This window comes from Arthrobacter sp. NPDC056691 (assembly GCF_042791415.1).
GTDB lineage: Bacteria > Actinomycetota > Actinomycetes > Actinomycetales > Micrococcaceae > Arthrobacter.
Genome location: NZ_JBHTXX010000022.1, coordinates 31,778 through 52,504, shown reverse-complemented (window position 1 = coordinate 52,504; position 20,727 = coordinate 31,778). Strand labels below are relative to the sequence as shown.

The window sequence follows — 20,727 nt, the reverse complement described above, 5'->3', positions numbered from 1 at the left end:
GGAGTCCCTGAATACAAGGGAATCCGTAGGTCCTGAGATATTCCGTGATGTTGAGATTCGCTCTGACCCAAACAGCGGACCATCGGCCCGTCACGGTCAATCGAGTCTGGAGGGCAGCTTCTTCAATGTCGCACATTGATCACAAGGCTCTGATTTCGGCCATCATCGGTCTAGTTATCGCACTCGTTCCGGCGCTGCTCGGTGCTCCCGAACTCGCGCCCTTGATCGGATGGTCTGTCGCCGGCTGCGTCTTCCTGATCTGGGCGTGGACAAAGGCGTGGCCCGCTGGACCGGAGGCTACGGGTGAACTCGCCCGCCATGAAGGTCGATCTCGACGGCTCGTTGACTCCCTCATCATCGGCGCGACGTTCGTCAGTCTCGTGGCGGTCGTCTTTGCATTGATCCGCAGCCAGCAGAAGGATTTCATCGGCGTGGCCGCGGCGATCCTGGCGGCTCTCGGCGTGGTGCTCGCCTGGGCTCTGGTCAACACTGTCTACGCCTTCAAGTACGCTCGGATGTACTACCACGACGACCGCCATCGCTTCCGCTTCAACCAGGACGAGGACCCGTCGTACAGCGACTTTGCCTACGCAGCATTCTCAATCGGCATGTCATACAACGCGGGCAATGTGAACGAGTCATCCACTCCCTCCCGCAGGATCGCCTTGGGGCACGCTCTGCTCTCTTACTTCTTCGCCACCTTCGTCGTCGCAGTGGCGATCAACCTCGTCGTCAGCCTCGGCCAGTCCAGTTGACTAGGACACGGGCTGGGTTTCGGTCCTCACTCACGCTACCCCTATCCAGCGCGACTCTGCGTGCCACTACCCAGGAGACAGGTAGAGCGCGACCAATGATATTGGGGAATGCCAAATTACAGCTATCACCGGCTCGAAGTTGAGGGCTGGCGGGAACTGGTCGAAGCGACAGCATTACTTGCTCCACGCGGAAAACCACGATGACTCCATCCGAGGAACCGCCGCAGTCGTTGGTCAATACAGTGGCTCGTGCAGAAGGATCCCGACGGCCGCCGGATGTTCCAGCACAGCGATGGATACAAAACCCTGCTCGACGTGTTTGCCGCCAAGAACCCGTAACACCCCCATCAGAAGCAGCGCCGGTGCCTTCTTGCACTACTAACTTTGGGGTGCCCTGGCCAGGGAGGCAGCGACCTTCGCTTGGGTTTCTGCTCCCTTGGGGTAAACCCGATCGCTACCTGAAGGAATAACCATTATCGGCGTTGGAAAAAATTGGCGAACAGTGCCCGCAAAAGGGCCATTTCCTCTCTCGACGTCGCGGCGTTTCCTCAAACAGACTCCGGAAATCAGATTTGAACGACCAGTGCGGCGGAGCCGATTTCCTTTTCGGCCTGGACCCGGCCGGTATCTCGTTGCCGGGGAATACAATCAGGCCTGCAGCGAGGACCTAGCCCAGGTTGCCCAGGGCTGTGGCTGGAAGATGCGGATGACGGATCCGACCGCTGCGACGATGGCGGACAACCGGGTCAGCAAGGCGCCGTTTATTGACTCACCACGGCCTGTATTTTCTGGGAACCAGGCTCGCGAGCGAGGCCAGGCCGCTGATGTGGCACAGCACCCCCACGAAGCCGGCGATCCCGTCACTTATCGGGCCTGTTGTGAGAACGACGCCGACGCTGAGAGCGATTACGCCGCCGCCTAGGCGCCACGCGCGGTTCGCCTTCAGGTTCGATTCGTATCTCGAAACCCCATATTTCCGCCGCTCTCCACCACGGTTTCCCGACGGGTTGGGATCAGTCCGAGTGGGTCCCTCAACGACGCGGCCTACTTCGTCCACCCATCGGCCCGTTCCTACTTCCGGGCATTGCGCGTGCACGCTCTCGTCGACCGCGGCGAAGTCTGCCGGGTAGCCACGGTAGCTGATCTGCGAGAGGCTGACGTCGAAGTCCACCTAGCCATCCGCCCAGTATGCGTCATAACGGACCAGGCGCACCGGGCGGTGCAGCCACTTTGATGGTCTGATGAACGCCGTCGCGCGAACGGCGACGGGCTGATCTGCGGCTGCGGGCATGAATCGATAGTTACACATCTGCTTCCGGAGGCCTGTCCTGTAACCGTTGAGCAGGCGAGAGCGGTCCTAGGTCGGATGCAGCGTTTCATAACCCTTGTGTCCCGAAACCCTATCCTTCTGCGAGATGGAATTACCGCCCGCGGCGGGGGTAGACAGTTCCGGCGTACGTCGTGCCGTTCGGTGGCCCCACTCATTCTCCCCGCCTCAGCCGATGCTGTCGCTGATCTCCTGAGCCGGCCCGGCGTCTTGGAGCGCGTGGCCTCGGGGAAGGGGCCGCGGGGTCCGGTTGCTGAGCCAGGCGTCCATCTGCTCGGCAGGGATGGGTCGTGACATGAGGTAGCCCTGTGCCAGATCACAGCCGTAGTCCGTGAGTCTCCGGAGCGTTTCTTTGTCTTCCACGCCCTCTGCGGTCATTTCCAGGCCCAGGCTGTGTGCCATGTCGATGGTTGAGGCCACCAACGCCGTTGCGCGGGCGTCGTCCATCATGGTGAGGATGAAGGACTTGTCGAGTTTGAGCTCGTCGATGGGCAGTTCCCGCAGGTAGGACAAGGAGCTGTATCCCTTGCCGAAGTCATCCACGGCGATCCTGACGCCCATGTTCTTCAGGGCGGCAAGCACGGTGCGGGCCCGGTCGCGGTCGGCCACCAGGACGTCCTCGGTGATTTCGACGATGAGCGCGGACGGGGACAGCCCGCGGGCTATGGTCATAGCTGCGACCTGGTTCGGCAGTTTGGAGTCCATGATTGAGCTGGCTGAAAGATTGACTGCCACGGAAAGAGGCTGGTCCCGGGATGCCCAGACTGCGGCCTGGTCCAGAGCCTTCGCCAAGACGACGCCGGTCAGGGCCGGCATCAGGCCCGCTTCGTCAAAGCGTTTTAGGAAGGCGTCCGGCTGCAGCAGTCCCAGGACCGGATGTTCCCAGCGCACAAGCGCTTCCGCGCTGCGGACTTCTCCTGTTGCAAGGTTGATTTTCGGTTGGAAATGCAGGGTCAGCTGGTTGTCCCGGAGGGCCTCATTTAGTTCCTGCACCGTGTGGCACTGGCTGGATCCCGGTCCCGCGTCCCCATCCGAATACACTGCGTGCCCACTGCGCGTGGACTTAGCGGTGTACATTGCCATGTCAGCTTTGCGCAGCAGCAGGCTCAGGTCCCCTCCATGCCCCGGAAACAGCGAAATTCCTATGCTCGCGTTGACCTGCACGGTTATCCCGCCCAGGTCATACGGGTCTGCCAGTGTTTCGCGGAGCTTTTAACGCGACCGCTTGGGCTTCATGAGGCACGCAGTCGTTGATGTGGACGACAAACTCGTCACCGCCCATACGCGTCAGCAGATCGGCCGGCGCCAGTTGCCCGGACAGGCGCGAAGCTACCTGCTGCAGGAGCCGATCGCCCACGTCGTGGCCGAGCCCGTCGTTAATCTCCTTGAATTTATCCAGGTCCAGCAGCAGCACTGCGCTGGGCCGGCCGGCTGCGGTTGCCAGGCGTCCGGGCAGCTCACCGTACAGGGCACGCCGGTTGGGAAGCCCTGTCAGTTCATCCGTCCGTGCCTGACGGGTCGCGTCCAGCAACCGGATTCTCTGCCGGAATACCATCGGCAGCGCAGCCAGCGCCAGCGTGAGGCTTGCCAGGACCACGGCCAGCACCGTGACCTGCTGTTGTGTGGCCAGGATCAGGACTCCCAGACCCGCAAGTGTGGCAAGAGCCGGCACAGCCTGCACCGGTATCTCCCGGCTGCGTCTCATGGCTGGTGCGCCGCTTCGGCTCTGAACCACGGTCCAGCAGGCGATCAGCGCAGCGCCGAGCGCCCAAGCGGCGTCCAGCGGCGTCCCTACGACATAAAGATCGTTGAGTTCCAACAGGGCGTGCACGATGTCGGCCCCGGTGTGGATCAGGAGCCCCAGGACCAGCAGTCCCCACCCACGGCCCACGTTTCGTCCTGCCGTGGCCGCTATGGCGATAGTGGCGGCGACGAGCAGCAAATCCATCAAGGGGTACGCTGCGCCGAGGACCGCCGCACCAGAGTGTGGCCCCTCAAACGCCGAACTCAACACAGGGTCCAGAACGACCGCGAGAAAGGCCGCGGCCCCGGACCCTCCGACGACACTGTCCAGGATCACAGGGCCTGCCATGTCCCGCATTTGGCGCCTCACCGTAGCAACCAGGGCCGCGAACATCAGGAGATAAAACCCGACGTAGCCGATGTCCGCAGGGGAAGGCAGTGGTACGTTCTCACCGGCGGCCGAGACCACCACGTAGTAGATGGTCCCGGCAGCGTGGCACGACAGCGCGAAGGCTGCCAGGACGATCTCCGGCCGCTGGCCCTTCAAGCGGTGCACCATGAGCCACCCGACTGCCGCAGGCAGGACTACCGCCGGCAGGCCCAGCACCCCGTCAACAAAGAAGCTGAAATCTTTCGTGCCCCGGAGAATCACCCCTGCCGCGTATGCGGCGGCAGCGACAAGAAGGGCACCACATATGAACCAAACATCCCGGCCCCAGCTGCGCCGGCCGCGGGACCCCACGGCCGTGTCACCGTGCATCAACCCTCAACCCATCCATCCCGGCCTCCGCATATAGAGGTGTAAGGCCGCCTCCAGTCGCCACGGAGTCTGAGCCGGAATTAGTGCATCCAAGCACCGCGCAAGCAATCACATCTTGCGGAAAGCGGGACATCTGGCCATGGATGCAGCCAGTGAAAAGCCCCGGCCGCACACCCCGGTTGTCACGCACGCCTTGCCCAACTGTCACGGTCCGGGGCAGAAGCGACGATATTTACAACGTCACTCATATGTACACTGCGCCTGCCCGCTCCATTATCGAGCCAGATCCAAAACGATGAACCATCTGGCATCCACTCATCAATGACGCCACTCCCAATATGATGGCCGTGGCTGAACAGATCCACATGGCTTCCCTCCGGAATGAACTCAAATGCAGCTTTCATGGATTCAGGATCTTGGCTTCCAGTCACGAGTGAGGTATCCCCATCTCGCATGATTCCCGCGTCAGCCCATAGGGCACATCGGCGCTCACGGCCACGCTGAAGGACCCAGCAGAATGCCGCGTTACCAGGATGCCATGCCTGCCCTCATTCATGGCGTCCCCCTGGAGTAACTCGACGGCTCTTCCCAGGTCCTCGTTGACCAACCGCGGCTTGTCCCCCGTGACGTAGTACACACCGGTCTCCATGGCCATGATCACTCTGCCGTACCGCCCTCTCTCATGCTGGGGAGTTGGTGCCACGATGTCCGCCTCAATTCGAGGCCTTACCGAACCCGCGGGTCACTAGTCGCTAGTTGCATGCCTAAATCCTGCCCAACCACGTCTGACCCCGATGAGAGGTAAAACGCTATCGTTCCCGTTCCGGCTACCACCATCGGCGGCTCTCTAAAATCCTACGGCTGGTGACGCCGGGAGCGCCGGGCGGCACCTTTCAGTTCGTGCAATCTTTGAACCATAATGAGGCCGCTCGTGCAATTCATTGGCATAACCACTGCCAGGAAGCGGCCACGCACCAACCGCGCCCTGTTTCCCACTGTGCTTGGAGCGGCGGGTCTTCCGTGCCAATCCCCTGGGCCGGCCGGTTCCGCAATTGTCGAAGGGGTGTGGCGAAGGCTGGACGAGGCCAAAGACATTGCGCGGACTGGCCGGATGCGGAACGTGTGGCGCCGGAGCGGCTGGCCAGGAGAATCCGCCCCGCGTTGGCGATCTGCTCATGCATCGTGCCGGTCAATGCGGAGAGTTTGACGACGTCGCCGTGGCCGAGCGTTGCGGCCGCATACTGCTCAGCGTGGATAGGAAGTCACAAGTCCAGGAGATGGCCCGATCCCGGCCAGCGCTCCCGATGAAGCCCGGTTGCAGACATCCGCAACCGGGTCAAAGCATGGAACGCCCCCGTTTCCGTGGCGGGGAGGGGACTTCGAGCAGTCGCGGGCAGCGCCGCCGCGCAAAATGCCAGGCATCCGCTCTAAGTCCCGATCAGTTTCCTGAGCTCATGCGCGCGGCTTCGCAGTGCTTCGGGATTCTCCTGCACGTCCCTTAGCGAGGAGCCAGTGCACTCTTTGACGGCACGCCGCATGGCTTGCAGGGTCTTGAATCCGCTGGCCTCTGCCATGCCCGCCAGGGAACGTCTCCGGGAGTTGGGGTCAGTGAGGAGATCGAGTGCCTCCAGGGTCCGGAGCATCCGGATGTACCCCTTCACGGGCAGATATTCATCTTCGAAGAGGTAGTACAGGGCTCGGCGGGAAAGGAACGAGTAAGCCACCACAGCGTCCACATCAAGGTCTTGGTTTCTGTAGTTCCTGTGGATGAACTTCTTGATCGCCGCCAGGCGTGCCGGTTTGAGGTCGCCCGCGGCGGGTTCTTCCAGCAAGGAACTGATCAGGGCCACCATCATGGACCTGGCCACCGGCCCGAGCCGGTGTACCGCCCGCTCAATTCCCGTGCGCTGCCAGTCCGACAACCAGGGAAGAAGCAATCCCCGGACCATCGGGTTCTCCCGGACGTCGGTCATTCTCTGCAGCCGTTTTACTGACTTTTCGTCCAGGCCAAGCAGGCTACGATCGATGTTGAGCTGCACCGTGGCCAATCCGGCGGGCGCGGTGAATCCGCCGCCGGAAGAAAGATCCAGGAACCTTACCGTGCCAGGAGAGATCACTTCTGAGCGTCCCGAGAAGTTGAATTCGGCCGATGAAGCCTTGAAATGGACAAGCCTTATGTCGCCGGAACATGAATCCCGGTTCCAGTAGCCAGCCACTGGCTCGTTGACGAGCTCGACAATGCTGAAACCAGGACCACACAGCGTTGAAGCGGTTGGATTGAAATTACGGCGCACCGGGCTGTCGACTTTTTCAAGCCGCATGGGAGTATCAACTGCAGTGCCGTACCAGGTGCGCCAGTGTTCAAACCGCTCTTCCGGATTCAGCCGGGCCGGAACGCCGTAGCGTCGGATCTGCCCACCTTGCAGTTCCTCCGGACCCAGCCCGCCAGCGTCATCGGCGGAGGCAACGATGTATCCCATGGAACCTTCCCGCTGTGAAGAACGAAAACCCCGGCTTTGATCTGCAGGGACAGCCTGTCCAGTATTACTTCACCCGGGGGGACCTCCGGCGGCGGTCCCCCCGGCAGGCATTCGGGGGTACACCCGCCGGGAGGATGAGAGAAAACTATCAAACCATTCGCCGACAAACAATTCGTGCGCAAACCATGGGAGATGGGCACATCACTCCTGCGCAGAACCGCCTGATTAAACACGGAAGATGCCCACCTCCCGTGTTCGGCCTATCCGAGGCCTGCAGGTTCCTGGTGACCGTCGCCGTCGACGATCCGGCCGGTCACGGGCTTGCGGGAGAGGCAGACTTCCCCGGCTTCGGGGCCGGTTGATGTGGCAGCGGCGATGGCTTCGTGGTCATCGGCTTTGGAGTAGGCGTGGCGGAGGTGGACCGGTTCGATGGGTTCGCCTGAAAGTTTTTCCTGGCGTCGTTTGTAGGTCAGGTTCAGGGCTTCGACGATGATCGCGAAGGCCATCGGGCCGTAGATCAGGGCCTTATCGATCTTGACCTCGAAACCGTCGGCAATGAGGAACGTTCCGATCAGCACCAGGAAGGCCAGGGCCAGCATCTTTACGGTGGGGTGCCGGTTCACGAAGGAGAAAATGAACTTCGCGGAGAACAGCATGACGCTGAACGAGAGCAGGACCGCGGCGACTATGACCAGGAGGTTGTCGACCATGCCGACGGCGGTGATGACCGAATCGAAGGAAAACACCATGTCCAGCAGGATGATCTGGGTCAGCACGGCACCAAACGTCACGCTGCTAACCCGGCCCGGGCCGTGGGACTCGCGTCCTTCGAGTTTTTCATGGATCTCGGTGACCGCCTTGTAGACCAGGAAAAGGCCGCCGAAAATCAGGATCAGGTCCCTGCCTGAAAAACCCTTCCCGAAGAGTTCGAACAGATCGTTTGTCAGGCTGATGATCCATGACGCAGCGAACAGCAGCACGACCCGCATCAGCATCCCCAGGGTCAGGCCAAGGTTGCGGGCTTTGGCCTGCTGCTCCACGGGCAGCTTGCTGGCCAGGATCGAGATGAAGATGACATTGTCCACCCCCAAAAACTATTTCCAGCACGAAAAGCGTAACGAAAGCAACGGCAAGGTCCGGTGTCAGTTCAAATGCTAAGTCCACTTACGAAGTGTAACCGACGTTATTTCCTGGAACAGGAACGGGGCAAATTCCGGTTGCCGGAATCTCGATTATCGGAGTTGGGAAATCAACCGAAGTGGCGGGAAAGCCGCCTTGCCATGCGAATTGCGGACGCTGACCGCCGTGGTCGCGAAAATGGATGGTCGAGCGGGAAAGGGACAATGCAAGCCCGGCAAAGCGCCGACCCTGACCAGCACATTTGCTTATCAAAGGACTTGGTCAGGGCCGGCGCTGAGCGGGTTGCTAAGCAGCGTTTTCCGCGGTCTGGGCTTCTGCTTCGGCCTTTACGGCGATTTCCACGTCGTCAGGGCGTTCGTTGACGAAGTACATGATGATCATGCCGAGGAAGGGTCCTGCTGCGAGCGTGATCAGGGCTGCCATGAAGGAGTTGTCGGAGGCGGCGAAGACGGCGCCGACCGCCAAGGGGACAAGGACGCTTCCGATCTGCCACATGGCGTTGGTCATTCCGGCGGCGCTGCCGACGACGCGGCTGCTCACGAGCCGCGGTACGAGGGCCACGATGAGCGGAAGGTAGCAGTAGGCGCCGAGTCCGAGCAGCGGGGCAGCGATGAAAAAGGCGACGGCGTTGTCCAGCAGGCCGAAGACGACGAGCATGACGGAGAAGCAGCCGAGCACCACCATGGCGGGAACCCTGCGGGCGCCGTTGAATTTGTCGGCGATCCAGCCGATGAGGGGCTTGCCCAGGACGCCGAGGGTTGCGTAGATGGCCACGATGCCGCCAGCGACCATGGGGTCTATGCCGTGCCCTTTGATCATGAGGGCATTGGACCAGGTGATGAAGCCGTAGGTTCCCCAAAAGCCGCCGAACCCGGCAAGGGCCAGAAGAAGAAGGTTTTTGTTGCGCGCCAGTTCGAGGAGGACAGACCGGCCTTCTGCGCGGTGGGTGGCCTTGGAGACGACCGGGCCAAGCCTCAACATGGTATAGCAGACGACGCCGGCGGCGATGGAAATGCCTCCAAAAAGCAGATAGGAGGCGTGCCAGGAGTAGTGCTCAATGAGGTAGGGGACGGCGGTGTTTGCCACGACGACCCCGAGGGAAGTCGCGGAAGTGTAGATCCCCATGGCTTTGCCGAGCTCCTCGGGACGGAACCAGCTGGAGATCAACTTGATGCCCGCGGCATATTCTGCCCCGGCGAAGAGGCCAATGACAGCCTGGACGGCCATTCCGATCCACGCGGACGTCGTGGAGCCGAAAAACATCATGAAGGCTCCGGCGCCTACCAGGGACACGGAAATGAGGAGGCGGCCGCCGAGCTTATCTGTGAGGAATCCGCTTCCGGCGTTCGAAACGACGTATCCGATGTAGTAGAAGGTGGCGAAAAGGCCCAGGCTCGCCAGCGGCACGCCGAGGTCTTCTTCAATGAAGATGGATGCCGGACCCCAGGTCGAGCGGTCAACGGAGGTCATGGTGAAGGCGAGCCAGCAAAGCAGAAGTACCAGCCAGCGATAGGGGCTCTTGGATTGATCAATGGCGCTGGAGATTCGGGCAGGGCCGAGAGTAGTCATGTGTATCCCATTCTGAGGGGGCGTCGTTGCCGCGGGACATCGCGAAAACAAGAATTTGGGTGTGATGAATATAACCACCCTCGGCGACGGAAAGCAACGCATTTTGTCCGCATGGTGCCATATTGCGCGTAAAACGGACGTTCTAGATGTTGAGGCCGTCCCTCAAATCCGTGATGAACTCGTCAGCGGCGTCCCTTAGCGGGGGGAGGAAGTTCCTGGTCATGTCCCGGTCAGGGATAGTGGCCTCGTGGACTGAGGCGCTAATGGCGGCCACAACCTCGCCTCGGCGGTTTCGAAGGGGGACTGCGACGGCGCGTATTCCCGCTTCGAGCAATTGGTCAACGTAGCTCCAGCCTTGCTCACGAACGGTCGCCAGTGTGGCGTCGAGGTCTGCAAGACCGTTGGTTGCCGCGTTTCTGCCCGCGGAACTCCTGGCGTCTTTGAGGGCGTCGGGGGGCAGGAGGGACAGGAGAACCTGGCCCAGGGCCGTGCGCTCTGCCGGAACCCGGGTGCCGGGGCGAATGTTCACTATCAAGGGACTGGGTGCGCTGGCCCTGGCTACGTAGCGCAGGTCCATGCCGTCCAGAACGCCGATCGAAACCGAGGCTCCGAGCTTTCGCGCCAATGCTTCGAGGCGGGGTTTGGCCACGTCCGCGAGCGAAAGCCGGGACAGTAGGGAGTATCCCAGCTCCAGGACCAGGGGGGTCGGGGTGTAACTGCGCCCCTGCTGTTCGAGGTAGCCAAGTGAGGCCAGGGTCAGCACGAAGCGACGCGCTGCCGAGCGCGGGAGCCGGCACCGCTCGGATATCTGTGCCAGGTTCATGGCCGGATGACCTTCATCGAAGGCGGTGAGAATGCACAACCCCCGTTCCACCGACTGGATGACATCCGATGGACGCACCTCGGGGCGGGTGGGGGCCGCGGGTGCCATCAGGGACCTGCCGGGGGCTTCCCCGGAAGCCGGCCAGAGGGCGGCCGCAGTCCGTTGCGCGGCGGATTGGAGACGCGGAACGAAGTCGCTCTCGAGTACTTGGATGTTCACGCGCGTGGCGTGCGCGGCAATGTTCAGGGCGGCGACGATCCGGCCCTCCGGGTCATGCAGGGGAACGGCCACTGACCGGATTCCCGGGGTCAGCTCCTGATCGGCCACCGTCCAGCCACGCATACGCGCTTCCCCGATCCGCTCCCTCACGTAGTCCGGATCGAAACCAGGTCCGGGCTCAACCGCCGAAAGGTAGTCCTCGAGTTCGTCGGGAGCGAGGTCGCCCAGCAGGACACGCCCGGTGGCCGTGCCGTGTGCGTCGACGCTGGTGCCGACCGTGATGTTTGCGGTGACGATCCTGTCGGCGGCCACGCGGGCGGTGTAATACACGCGGCGCTTGTGGAGCACCGTCAGGGAGGCTGTTTCCCCAACCGCCTGGACGAGCTCGTCCAGATGCGGGAGGGCGGCATCGGGCAGTGGGTTGCTGCGAAGGTAGGCGTCCCCTATCGCGAGTACCCCTGGGACCAGCCTGTACCCCTCCGCTGACAGGCCCGCGTAGCCCAGGTACTCCAACGTCAGGGCGAACCTGCGCGCCGCAGTGCGCGTAATACCAACCAGCGATGCCACGTCCGCGACGGAGAGGGCCTCTTCCCGCGCACTGAATGCCCTGAGGACCGACAGGCCCCGCTCCAGAGAGTCCACATAGTCCGGGTCTGTGGCCGCGAGCTCTGCGGCGACCGGCATTGATGCATTCACACTCTCGAATCTAGACCATCGCCCGTCCGGCCAGTGGAGGTGCGCCGCCGCGCACTGCTTGACCGACGAAAGAAACCCATGCAACACTTCATTGACCGAATAGCGCGCAAACGCGCGGCAAACGGACATCACGAAGATTGCGACCTACATAGGAAGGCCCCACAGTGCTCACTACAGAACAGAACGTCCTGCTGACCCGGACCGGCCCGGAAACACCCATGGGCCGCCTGTTCCGGCGTTATTGGTTCCCCGCCCTCCTCGCCGGAGAACTCCCCGGGGCGGACTGCCCCCCGGTGCGCGTCCAGCTCCTGGGCGAGAAACTCATAGCCTTCCGGGACACTTCCGGCCGGCTGGGCCTGCTGGACGAGTTCTGCGCACACCGGACCGCTTCCCTGTACTTCGGCCGCAATGAGGAAAACGGCCTCCGGTGCGCCTACCACGGGTGGAAGTACGACGTGGAGGGCAACCTGACGGACATGCCGTCCGAGCCTGAAGACTCCAAGTTCAAATGCCGGATCAGGCAGAAGTCATATCCCCTCGTGGAACGGGGAGGCGTGCTCTGGGCATACATGGGTTCCTCGGAGCAGATGCCCGACCTGCCGGAGCTTGAGTGGGCCCTGCTCGGTGATGGGCAGCGCTTCATTTCCAAGCGCCTTCAGGAAACCAATTACCTTCAGGCCATGGAGGGCGGCATCGACTCCAGCCACGTTTCCTTCGCCCACCGCTTCAACCTCGACGACGACCCCATGCACTCCGGAACGGCCGGCAATGAGTACATCAAGGCGGACACCCGCCCGAAGTTCGAGGTCGCCGAAAGCGACGGCGGCCTGCTGATCGGAGCCCGGCGCAACGCGAACGAGGAGGAGTTCTACTGGCGCATCACCCAGTGGATCATGCCCTTCTACACGATCATTCCCCCCTTCGGCACCCACAACCCCATGGGCGGCCACGCCTGGGTCCCGATCGACGACACCACCTGCTGGGCCTGGTCCTGGAACTACCACCCGACCCGCGACCTGCGCGAGGACGAACTCGAGCAGATGCGTAACGGCGACGGCATCCACGCCAAATACATCCCCGGAACCTATCGGACCCTCGCCAACAAAGACAACGACTACCTCATGGACCGCGAGGCCCAGAAGCAGAACAAAACCTTCTCGGGCATCGAGGGCATCGCCGCGCAGGACTTCTCCCTGCAGGAAAGCATGGGCGACATGGCGGACCGCACCAAGGAGCGGTTGGGCACCTCCGACGCCGCCATCATCCTGGCGCGGCGCCGCCTGCTCGCAGCACTGGACTCCATGGAGGACGAGGCCCTCCCGGGCCTCGACACCGCAGACCAGCGTGTCCGCTCGACGTCCGTGCTGCTCCCCAAGGACGTGCCATTCCACGAGGGTGCCCAGCAGGCCATCCAGGTAGTCCCGGGAACCGACTTCGTATCCATCTAGACCGAACCAACCAGGAGTTCCGCATGAAAGAGCACAGTTCCATGGTTGTGTCTTCGGACCCGGCCGCGATGCTGGCAGCGCCCCTTCCCGATGCCGTCAGGGCCGCTGTCTCGTTGCCTGATTCGACCACCACGGTCCAGGCGATGGACCCGGGACTGGCCACGAACGCCGCAGGCTGGCTCAAGGTGGAATCCTCCGCGCTGTGCGGGACCGACCTGGACCTGTACCAGCAGGGCCTGGGCCATCCCACAGTGATGGGCCACCACGTCATTGGCGAAATCGTCTCCATCACCCCGGTCATGCAGTGGTCGTGGGACGTCGAGGTCGGCGACAGGGTGGCCCTGGAGGAATACCTGCCCTGCGGGCGGGCCACCTGCGCTGCCTGCCTGCAGCCGGACATGTACCGTTTCTGCCCGGACGCGGATCTGTGGGGCGGGCAGCGCCGGGTAGGAATGCTGGGACTCCATGAGGGTTCCGGTCTTCACGGCGGCAACGCGGAATACATGGAACTGTCAGCCCGGACAGTGCTGCACAAGCTGCCCCGGGACCTGGACCCGAACCTCGCCGCGTGGACCCAACCCTTCGCCAACACGGTTGATTGGGTCATTAACATCGGTGGCGCCACGAGTGGCTCGCGCGTCGCCATCATCGGACCGGGCTACCACGGCATCGCCGCCGTGGCGGCCGCCAGGGCATCCGGCGCACACGAGATCGTCGTGCTCGGACGCAACTCGCGCACCAGCCGGGACCGCCTGGAGATCGCAGAGGCCATGGGCGCCTCCATCGTCGTCAACGATGACGCCTCATCAACTTCGACGGCCTTGGGCCGGCACGGCAAGGCCACCGGATTCGATGTCATCGTCGATACGGTCGGCCTTGGTGGACCAGCCCTCCAAACCACGGAACACCTCCGGAAACTGGGACGTCTGGTCCTGGCCGGACTCGGGGACACCCCCGTAGCAGAAGTGAACCTGAAGACCCTGGTGCGGGGGGCGTCCGGCGTCGTCGGCGTACGCGGCCGTTCGCCGCAGGCCCTCACCAGGAGCATCGAACTCCTTGCCGCCGGAAACATCGGCCTGGAACACGTGCCCAGTATTGAGGTCGGGCTCGACGGCGTCGACGAACTCTTCCGAACTTTGCTGGACCGGTCAGGGCCCAGCAGTCCGCACGTCGTCGTTCGACCTTCGCTCTGAACAGCGACAACCCAAGCTAAGGAGAACCCATGACACATCTAACGTCGCGCGCCTACTATAAGGCCCGCATCCTGCTCGTCCCCCTCGGGCCCTCGGGCGCGGCACTCGTCTCGTCAATGGCCGGCGCCGGCCTGCGGGAAGTCCTGGTCGCGGCACCGGCAAACCATCCCGACGGTGCACTCCTCCGGGCCATCGACGAAACCGGGACCCGCCTCGCCACAGAAACCCTCAGCGACCTCGCGGCCAGCACAGACATGATGGTATTCCTCGGATCCCGGCTCGAAGAGGTTCCGGACAGTTTCGTTCAGGCCATCGCCACTGCCGGGCGGAACCAGGGAACCCTTCTCGCGGGCGTCCTGGTCAGCGTCGGCGGCTGGGATTCCGAACCCGGTTCGACATCCATGACCGTGCTCCGCCGTGAACTCGACATGCTCGTCACCGTGCGAAAAACAGACCTCGCGCGCGACTTCATCGAAGTCCTCAAAGGCGGAACCAGGGAAGCCATTCCCGGCAAACTCTTCCAGCACCCCACTACCGGAGCCAGCCATGTCCACTGACACCTTTGACCTCGTTGTGACGGGCATGCGCCAGGAATCCGCAGGTGTCATGTCCCTCGAACTGGCCCCGCCGGACGGCAGCACACTGCCCGAATGGCAGCCCGGCGCCCACGTGGACATTGTCCTCCCCTCGGGCCTGGTGCGGCAGTACAGCCTGTGCTCTGACCCCCGGAACCTCCGGAAATACCGTCTCGCAGTCCTTCGCGAGACCGATGGGCGCGGAGGGTCCGAGGAACTCCACTCCGGGACCCGGCTCGGCACAACACTGACAGCGCGCGGACCACGCAACCATTTCAGTATCGAGGATGGTGCCGCCCACTACCTCCTGGTCGCAGGGGGGATCGGCATCACTCCCATCCTGGCCATGGCACGGGAACTCATGGCAGCAGGCAAAAGCACCCGACTCATCTACTGCGGATCCAGCCGCCAAACCATGGCGTTCATCGACGAACTCCAGGAGACCATGGGAGACTCCCTGGCGCTTTACCCCCGGGACGAGCGAGGCCGCGCCGATCTGGTCACCGAGATCACGAACGCGCCCGCCGGAACAGCCGTATACGCCTGCGGACCGGAACGGCTCCTGACCGACCTTCAAAACGCGACCGCCGCCACACTGGGCGCCGACGCCTTCCACGCGGAACGCTTCTCCGCAGCCAAGCCGCCCACCGGCACCGAGGAAATATCGGAAGCAGCGGCAGACGCCGCCTTTGAAATTGAACTGCGGCAATCCGGCTGCACGCTTGTCGTTCCACCGGAAAAGTCCGTTCTGGATGTCGTGCTCGAAGTGAACCCCTCTTTCATGTCCTCCTGCGAAGAAGGATTCTGCGGTACCTGCGAAACAAAAGTCCTCGAAGGCGACGTCGACCACCGCGACACCATCCTCTCCGAAAAGGAACGGGCCAGGAACGACACCATGTTCATATGCGTCAGCCGCTCCAAATGCCCCAAACTCGTTCTGGACGCCTAGAGTCCCGTCGCGCGTTATTCGCACACCGCAGGCCCGCCGCCGACCTGTCCCTGTACGCCTCCTTGCCGGCGGTCACGCTACGACCATGCCCGTCTTTTGGCCGCTTACCTACCCCGGCAACCGCACTCTGCGCGGACTGAAGGCTGGCGTACAGGGGCTTGGCATTCACGCACATCAACAAAATCGCAGGAAACTCAGCTCGATTCTGGAGCACGGGATTCCGGCAGAGGACGCCACGGGCGGCGTCCTAGTGCAGCCCGTCAGGCTCTTGATCAGAAAAAAGGCGGTCGTTTTGCAACGCTGGATGCCGCCCCGGCGGGTGTGGCTGAGCGCCCACGACCCGGTCAGCGGTGCTTTCGCACTGCTGTGTCGCGAGGCAGTTCGTCCGCCGCTCAGAGCATTGTGGGCAGTACTCCGCCGTCAGCCCGCACGGCAGCTCCGTTCGTGGCAGAGGAGAGCGGGCTCGCCAGGTAGACGATGAGGTTGGCGATTTCGTCAGGCTCGATGAAGCGCTCAAGGAGCGAGGTTTTGTTCCCGCCAATGATGGCGGCCTTCAGATCTTCTGTGGCGAAGCCCTGCGCTTCGGCGATGTCGCGGACAGTATTGGCGACGCCGTTTGAGTAGGTCGGGCCGCCCAGGATTGTGTTGACCGTCACGCCGGTACCTCGGGTGAGCTTGGCCAGGCCGTTACCCAGGGCGAGCATCCCTGCTTTGGTCACGCCGTAATGCGTCATGTCAGCGGGTATGTTTACTCCGGATTCGCTGCCTATGAAGATGATCCGGCCCCAGCCTTCGTCGACCATTCCCGGCAGCAGGTGCCGGGACAGGCGGACTCCGCTCATCACGTTCACCTCAAAATAGTGCGCCCAGTCCTCGTCGGATATTTCGGCGAAAGGCTTCAGCTCGAAGAGGCCGACGTTGTTGACCAGAATGTCGACACCGCCGAGCGTAGCGAGCAGGCGCTGCACCTGGGTGGCCTCCGTGAAGTCCGCCGCGATGCCCGCCACGCTCCCTCCGGGCACCTCGGCTTCAAGGTCCTTCACCGCCTGTTTGACCCGGCTGTCCTCTCGGCCGTTGATAACCACCGCTGCGCCCTCCCGTAGAAGTGCCTTCGCGATCGAATACCCGATTCCCTGTGTTGAGCCGCTAATGAAGGCGCGTTTGTTTGCCAGCTGCATATCCATGGTCGTAACCCTTACTTTTACTTGCTCAGTCAAGCAAAAGTAGTCGCAGCTTGCTTGCCCAGTCAAGTAAAACCTGTAGCCTGTGGGGATGAGTGATTCCACCACATCGATCCGTCTTGAAGGGGATGACCTAGCGACATGGGCGGCCCTTGCGACGGTACTGGAGTGGTTGCCGCCCGCCCTCGACGCCGCACTAGTTCGCGACTTCGATCTCACGCACTTCGAGTACGGCATCCTGTTCGCACTGGCTCACGCGCCGGAGCACGCGCTGAGGATGACCGTTCTGGCCAGTTATGCCAACAGCTCCCTCTCGCGGCTGTCCCGGGCCATTTCGCGGGTTGAAGGCAGGGGCCTGGTACAGCGCTCTCGGGACCCCTTGGATGGGCGGTCTACCCTGGCCACCCTGACCGAGGCCGGGCTTGAGATGCTCGAAAAGGCCAACCCCGTACAAGCCCGGACGGTCACCGAATTAGTCCTCGAACCGCTCACAAACGCCCAACGGCGTCACCTCCGCGAGATCAGTATGCGGATCCAACGAGCCATCCGGGAGCAGGAGGGGTGGCAGCCACCCACCACGGCCCTTCCCGTCCGACTCTGATTAGCGAGTCGAGCGGGACCCAGGCCCGGGACGGGTTGGCGGCCGAGGGAAGAGGTCTTCTTCCTCCGGCCCGGCCGTGCCTTTCGCCCCTTGCGGTAAGGGGCTCTTGGGATGACGGAATCCCCATTGTCGGCGGTCAAGGACGAGTAGAAGTAGATGAGGGACCCCGTTGTCCGTTCTCATCTCAGCTGTCAGTTTTCTCAGCCGAGGTGTCAGTCGACGGATTTTGGGCATTTCTGAGTCAAGTTGTCAGCTGGCGCTTGCCCTTGCTGTGCCGACCACGACGTTGGCCGGGCCCGGTGCAAACCCTTGACTGGTTTACGGAACTGACAACATGCATGAGAAAGAACCCGCCAGGAGCTGTCTCATCCAACCTGTCAGTTTCTATGTCGCCACTGACAGCTACCTTGAGAACGGACACCCGTCTCACTCACCACTGAAGCACGTGAGTCCTGCTGGTTCATCTGGCCGCGAACCCAGGGCGCCCAGGTTTTGGCGCTGCTTGCCCACATCCGCGACATCCGAAACCCTGCGGACCTGCCTCCCTACAAGAACGGTCAAACGTCAGGGAACCGCACATCGATAGCTGGTCTTGGCCCCGCCTCGTGTCGTGGAGAGGCTTCTTCGCGAACCGGCTCCAAAATCCGCAGCCGCACGAGGCTGCTGATGGTGCTGTTTCATCCTCGCCAGTGCGGCTGCTTTGGCCTGGATCTCATGACGAAGGACCCGGGACGCGGTCTACCCCAGAAGAGGCGTGACTATTGGAAGGTCAAACGGAGAGTGCAATTCACGAACGCCAACGCTCAATGCAGGATCTACGCCCAGGGCGACCCATCCTGGGTTTGCCTATCCTCTTCCTGCCGGCCGCCACTGCTGTCGCCCCGAGCGATCGACTGAGACCTGGCGGGACGGCTTAACGGTCCTTCAGAGGGCGTTGTCGGCGGCGGGTCAGTCGGCTCCGATGATCCAGGTGGTGCCGAATCGGTCGGTGAGCATGCCGTAGAGGGGGGCAAAGGCGCTTGGGCCCAGGCCGGTCAATACGGTCCCGCCATCTGCGAGGCGGTGCCACTGCTCTTTGATCTCGGCTTGGTCGTCGCCGTGCAGCGTGAGATAGAAGGGATTTCTCCCGGCCTCGTAGGGCTTGGCGGTCTGGACATCGTATGCCATCAGTCGGAAGCCGTTCGGTGCGGTCAGCTGCCCGAAGGCGACGGCGTCGGCCTGGGCGGGGTCCTGGACCTGGTGTGTGTCTGCGTAGGTTGCGGCGGCGACTTCACCGCCGAACACGGTTTGGTAGAAATCCAGCGCCTGTCGTGCCTGGCCGCGGAAGTTGAGGTGCGGGGTTACGGAAACAGTCATGACTGGGCTCCTTTTGAACTGGTGTCGGGGGTCAGCTTCGTCCACGCAGTGCGGGGAGGACGATGTCGTCAATGAGACGGATGGCGAACGCTTTGGTGATCGGTTCATGTTGCACGGCGATGCGGTAGAGGCACATGGTGGGGATCACCGTCGCGAGTGTCTCGATGTCGCCGCTGGGGTATTCACCGCGGGCGACAGCGCGGCGAAGGAGGGATCGGCTGACCTCGACCCACGGCTCGAGACCTGCGCCGGCGGTCAGAGCGGCCAGCTCAGGTTCCGTGCGGCCTGCGTCGGCGAGCGTGCTCATGACGTCGATCCGGAGCTGCTGCTCCTCCGCGGACATCGGGACGATGGTCGCTAACAGGTCATCGCGGAGATTACCGGTGTCAGGAAGTACGGCGCTGCCGGCATCGACGCTGCCGAGGTGTGCAACCGCGGCGATCGCGAGGGCGATCTTGGTTGGCCACCGCCGGTACACCGTAGCGCGGACGGTGCCCGCACGAGCCGCGACCGCGTCCACCGTGGTGGCCTCGTAGCCGAGTTCAGCCAGGAGTGACAGGGTTGCATCCAGGATGGCCGCATCGCGTGAGCGGTCGAGTTTCCTCCCCGGCGGGAGACGAGTAGTGCTGCTCATACCCGTAACGATACGCTGGAGTATCGATATGCACAAGTATCTGATTGCCCAGGGTGCAGTGCGAATCGTGGCCGCGCGGACGCCGGAACCGCCCTCGATCGAGACGGCGATACAAGGAATATAAAGGCTTTAGAAACTGCATAGCCGCGTAAACGGTGGCAGTGAAGAATCCGTTCAGGTCGACTGCGGGTGCCCGGCCTCCGCTTCTTATTGGCCGTGCTGACATGCTTCAGGACTTCGCCGAGAGCGTCGACAATGGGCCCGGGGCCGCGAGGTTTTGCTGTCCATCTTCACGGGTCCCCGCGGCATCGGCAAGACGGCAATGCCAGGGGAAATCGAAGACGAAGCGCTCGAGCATGGCTGGGTTGTCATCTTCGAGGCGGCCACCGCGTGGGCGTGGTGCAGGCCTGGTTTACAGGGCATGAACCCCCGACTGGACGATGCTCCACGTGCCAGGCTTTTGCGTGAGGCACGGACAGATGAGGCGGCACAGGCGGTCCTGGCCGCGGCCCGCGCTTTCACGGCAGCCCATCCCCGCTGATTCCCTGCCCCTCCCGGAATCGCGCGCGGCTCCTGTTGCTGCGAACCGGACGTGTCCGGGCCGCGGATTCACGGCAAACGCGCGGCTGGGTCCCCCGAATTTCCCACCCTGGCCGGCTACCTTGAGTGCGTCACAGAAGTCAGCCCCGGGAGGGCATCATGGCGGAAAAATTTGACCGGGCAGGCGGAGGCAGGACCTCGGTGCGGCCGGGATCGGCAGTGTCCTTTTGGGTTGTGATCGGCGTGGCCGTCGCGGTCGTCGTCGCGTCGTTCTGGTACACCATCGCGGTCTTCGCCCCACCGCTGATCGCAGCGGTGAGGGACGCGTTCTTCTAAATAACCTGATGGGTGCCCGCCCCCGGCCACCGGAACCGGTGGTCGCGGGGGCCGCCCCTCTTGGTCGCCGTACGATGCCCGGACAAAAGGGGCACCAGGTGACTCACGTCTGCTGCCACCACGTCGGTGCAGATGGTGTTCCGGACCTCGCCCCGGCCATCGGGGAGGTGACCTTCAGGCTGACGATTGCCTTTGCTGGCCGCTTCCGCGTCGCCGTCAGCCAGTGCCCTCATTGAGTAATCCCTTCGCCGCCGTTTCCTCTGCCTCGAAGCCCGGGAGGAATCTCCCTAAAGCAGATGACCATTGATATTTGCCCATGCCTATGACAAAGGTTCACGTCCCGTCATGGTGAAAAGAACCGCCCGGTGCGGGGGCATATTCTGAGACAGATCCGCACGCCGT

18 protein-coding genes and 1 pseudogene are annotated in these 20,727 nt (G+C 62.8%); 8 read left to right on the top strand and 11 right to left on the bottom strand.

Going from position 1 to position 20,727, the window contains the following annotated elements; all coding sequences use genetic code 11:
• The first annotated feature begins 125 nt into the window (after nt 1-125).
• On the top strand, nt 126-755 hold the full coding sequence (locus tag ACFRAU_RS16880) for a DUF1345 domain-containing protein (RefSeq protein ID WP_377997956.1): 630 nt from the start codon (nt 126-128) through the stop codon (nt 753-755).
• 769 nt (nt 756-1,524) lie between these two features.
• Here ACFRAU_RS16880 and ACFRAU_RS16875 read toward each other — a convergent pair.
• The 8 genes and pseudogenes from ACFRAU_RS16875 to ACFRAU_RS16840 all read right to left on the bottom strand — a co-directional run bounded on the left by ACFRAU_RS16875 (nt 1,525) and on the right by ACFRAU_RS16840 (nt 11,500).
• Nucleotides 1,525-1,926, bottom strand: coding sequence for a hypothetical protein (locus tag ACFRAU_RS16875; RefSeq protein WP_378000798.1), 402 nt, complete (start codon nt 1,924-1,926; stop codon nt 1,525-1,527).
• A 324-nt stretch (nt 1,927-2,250) separates the two neighbouring features.
• Nucleotides 2,251-3,075, bottom strand: a complete 825-nt coding sequence (locus ACFRAU_RS16870) for an EAL domain-containing protein (protein ID WP_378000827.1) — start codon at nt 3,073-3,075, stop codon at nt 2,251-2,253.
• Between the two features lie 120 nt (nt 3,076-3,195).
• Nucleotides 3,196-3,246 (bottom strand): annotated as a pseudogene (locus tag ACFRAU_RS16865) (hypothetical protein); the annotation flags it as partial.
• Nucleotides 3,247-3,262: 16 nt separating this feature from the next.
• Nucleotides 3,263-4,585, bottom strand: coding sequence for a diguanylate cyclase domain-containing protein (locus tag ACFRAU_RS16860; protein ID WP_378000797.1), 1,323 nt, complete (start codon nt 4,583-4,585; stop codon nt 3,263-3,265).
• A 1,427-nt stretch (nt 4,586-6,012) separates the two neighbouring features.
• A complete protein-coding gene (locus ACFRAU_RS16855) occupies nt 6,013-7,065 on the bottom strand; it encodes a helix-turn-helix domain-containing protein (RefSeq protein ID WP_378000796.1) in 1,053 nt (350 codons plus the stop codon).
• A gap of 260 nt (nt 7,066-7,325) precedes the next feature.
• Nucleotides 7,326-8,150 carry a TerC family protein gene (locus ACFRAU_RS16850; RefSeq protein WP_378000795.1) on the bottom strand — a complete coding sequence of 275 codons (825 nt, stop codon included), beginning with the start codon at nt 8,148-8,150 and terminating at the stop codon, nt 7,326-7,328.
• A 340-nt stretch (nt 8,151-8,490) separates the two neighbouring features.
• Nucleotides 8,491-9,774, bottom strand: coding sequence for an MFS transporter (locus ACFRAU_RS16845; protein ID WP_378000794.1), 1,284 nt, complete (start codon nt 9,772-9,774; stop codon nt 8,491-8,493).
• Between the two features lie 142 nt (nt 9,775-9,916).
• The gene (locus ACFRAU_RS16840; RefSeq protein ID WP_378000793.1) at nt 9,917-11,500 is read right to left on the bottom strand and encodes an IclR family transcriptional regulator C-terminal domain-containing protein; all 1,584 of its coding nucleotides are present in this window, start codon (nt 11,498-11,500) and stop codon (nt 9,917-9,919) included.
• Between the two features lie 176 nt (nt 11,501-11,676).
• Between ACFRAU_RS16840 and ACFRAU_RS16835 the strand changes: the two genes are divergently transcribed.
• From ACFRAU_RS16835 to ACFRAU_RS16820, 4 genes are read left to right on the top strand one after another with little or no spacing between them, the layout of a single operon-like run.
• Nucleotides 11,677-12,960: a Rieske 2Fe-2S domain-containing protein gene (locus tag ACFRAU_RS16835; RefSeq protein WP_378000792.1), complete on the top strand. Its 1,284-nt coding sequence runs from the start codon at nt 11,677-11,679 to the stop codon at nt 12,958-12,960.
• A gap of 23 nt (nt 12,961-12,983) precedes the next feature.
• On the top strand, nt 12,984-14,153 hold the full coding sequence (locus ACFRAU_RS16830; protein ID WP_378000791.1) for a zinc-binding dehydrogenase: 1,170 nt from the start codon (nt 12,984-12,986) through the stop codon (nt 14,151-14,153).
• Nucleotides 14,154-14,182: 29 nt separating this feature from the next.
• Entirely contained in the window at nt 14,183-14,710 is a 528-nt protein-coding gene (locus tag ACFRAU_RS16825; RefSeq protein ID WP_377997966.1) for a hypothetical protein, read from the top strand.
• Nucleotides 14,700-15,677 carry a PDR/VanB family oxidoreductase gene (locus ACFRAU_RS16820; RefSeq protein ID WP_377997967.1) on the top strand — a complete coding sequence of 326 codons (978 nt, stop codon included), beginning with the start codon at nt 14,700-14,702 and terminating at the stop codon, nt 15,675-15,677. Before ACFRAU_RS16825 ends, ACFRAU_RS16820 begins: the two co-directional genes overlap by 11 nt.
• 392 nt (nt 15,678-16,069) lie before the next feature.
• Here the strand turns inward: ACFRAU_RS16820 and ACFRAU_RS16815 are convergent, their stop codons facing one another.
• Nucleotides 16,070-16,861, bottom strand: a complete 792-nt coding sequence (locus ACFRAU_RS16815; protein ID WP_378000790.1) for an SDR family NAD(P)-dependent oxidoreductase — start codon at nt 16,859-16,861, stop codon at nt 16,070-16,072.
• An 88-nt stretch (nt 16,862-16,949) separates the two neighbouring features.
• Between ACFRAU_RS16815 and ACFRAU_RS16810 the strand changes: the two genes are divergently transcribed.
• A complete protein-coding gene (locus ACFRAU_RS16810; protein WP_378000789.1) occupies nt 16,950-17,459 on the top strand; it encodes a MarR family winged helix-turn-helix transcriptional regulator in 510 nt (169 codons plus the stop codon).
• A gap of 948 nt (nt 17,460-18,407) precedes the next feature.
• Here ACFRAU_RS16810 and ACFRAU_RS16805 read toward each other — a convergent pair.
• Both ACFRAU_RS16805 and ACFRAU_RS16800 read right to left on the bottom strand, forming a co-directional pair.
• Entirely contained in the window at nt 18,408-18,815 is a 408-nt protein-coding gene (locus ACFRAU_RS16805; RefSeq protein ID WP_378000788.1) for a VOC family protein, read from the bottom strand.
• A 31-nt stretch (nt 18,816-18,846) separates the two neighbouring features.
• The gene (locus ACFRAU_RS16800) at nt 18,847-19,449 is read right to left on the bottom strand and encodes a TetR/AcrR family transcriptional regulator (RefSeq protein WP_378000787.1); all 603 of its coding nucleotides are present in this window, start codon (nt 19,447-19,449) and stop codon (nt 18,847-18,849) included.
• A 699-nt stretch (nt 19,450-20,148) separates the two neighbouring features.
• On the opposite strand from ACFRAU_RS16800, the gene ACFRAU_RS16795 reads away from it, so the two are divergent.
• Complete coding sequence (locus ACFRAU_RS16795) at nt 20,149-20,325, top strand: hypothetical protein (protein ID WP_378000786.1); 177 nt, start codon at nt 20,149-20,151, stop codon at nt 20,323-20,325.
• A 98-nt stretch (nt 20,326-20,423) separates the two neighbouring features.
• Nucleotides 20,424-20,561, top strand: a complete 138-nt coding sequence (locus ACFRAU_RS16790) for a hypothetical protein (protein WP_378000785.1) — start codon at nt 20,424-20,426, stop codon at nt 20,559-20,561.
• Nucleotides 20,562-20,727 lie beyond the last annotated feature (166 nt).

Bases quoted from the DNA above. Each gene is read 5' to 3' on its own strand.
- ACFRAU_RS16880 (WP_377997956.1), top strand. From the start codon at position 126: ATGTCGCACATTGATCACAAGGCTCTGATTTCGGCCATCATCGGTCTA.
- ACFRAU_RS16860 (WP_378000797.1), bottom strand. From the start codon at position 4,585: ATGCACGGTGACACGGCCGTGGGGTCCCGCGGCCGGCGCAGCTGGGGC.
- ACFRAU_RS16855 (WP_378000796.1), bottom strand. From the start codon at position 7,065: ATGGGATACATCGTTGCCTCCGCCGATGACGCTGGCGGGCTGGGTCCG.
- ACFRAU_RS16845 (WP_378000794.1), bottom strand. From the start codon at position 9,774: ATGACTACTCTCGGCCCTGCCCGAATCTCCAGCGCCATTGATCAATCC.
- ACFRAU_RS16840 (WP_378000793.1), bottom strand. From the start codon at position 11,500: ATGCCGGTCGCCGCAGAGCTCGCGGCCACAGACCCGGACTATGTGGAC.
- ACFRAU_RS16830 (WP_378000791.1), top strand. From the start codon at position 12,984: ATGAAAGAGCACAGTTCCATGGTTGTGTCTTCGGACCCGGCCGCGATG.
- ACFRAU_RS16825 (WP_377997966.1), top strand. From the start codon at position 14,183: ATGACACATCTAACGTCGCGCGCCTACTATAAGGCCCGCATCCTGCTC.
- ACFRAU_RS16820 (WP_377997967.1), top strand. From the start codon at position 14,700: ATGTCCACTGACACCTTTGACCTCGTTGTGACGGGCATGCGCCAGGAA.
- ACFRAU_RS16815 (WP_378000790.1), bottom strand. From the start codon at position 16,861: ATGGATATGCAGCTGGCAAACAAACGCGCCTTCATTAGCGGCTCAACA.
- ACFRAU_RS16810 (WP_378000789.1), top strand. From the start codon at position 16,950: ATGAGTGATTCCACCACATCGATCCGTCTTGAAGGGGATGACCTAGCG.
- ACFRAU_RS16805 (WP_378000788.1), bottom strand. From the start codon at position 18,815: ATGACTGTTTCCGTAACCCCGCACCTCAACTTCCGCGGCCAGGCACGA.
- ACFRAU_RS16800 (WP_378000787.1), bottom strand. From the start codon at position 19,449: ATGAGCAGCACTACTCGTCTCCCGCCGGGGAGGAAACTCGACCGCTCA.
- ACFRAU_RS16795 (WP_378000786.1), top strand. From the start codon at position 20,149: ATGGCGGAAAAATTTGACCGGGCAGGCGGAGGCAGGACCTCGGTGCGG.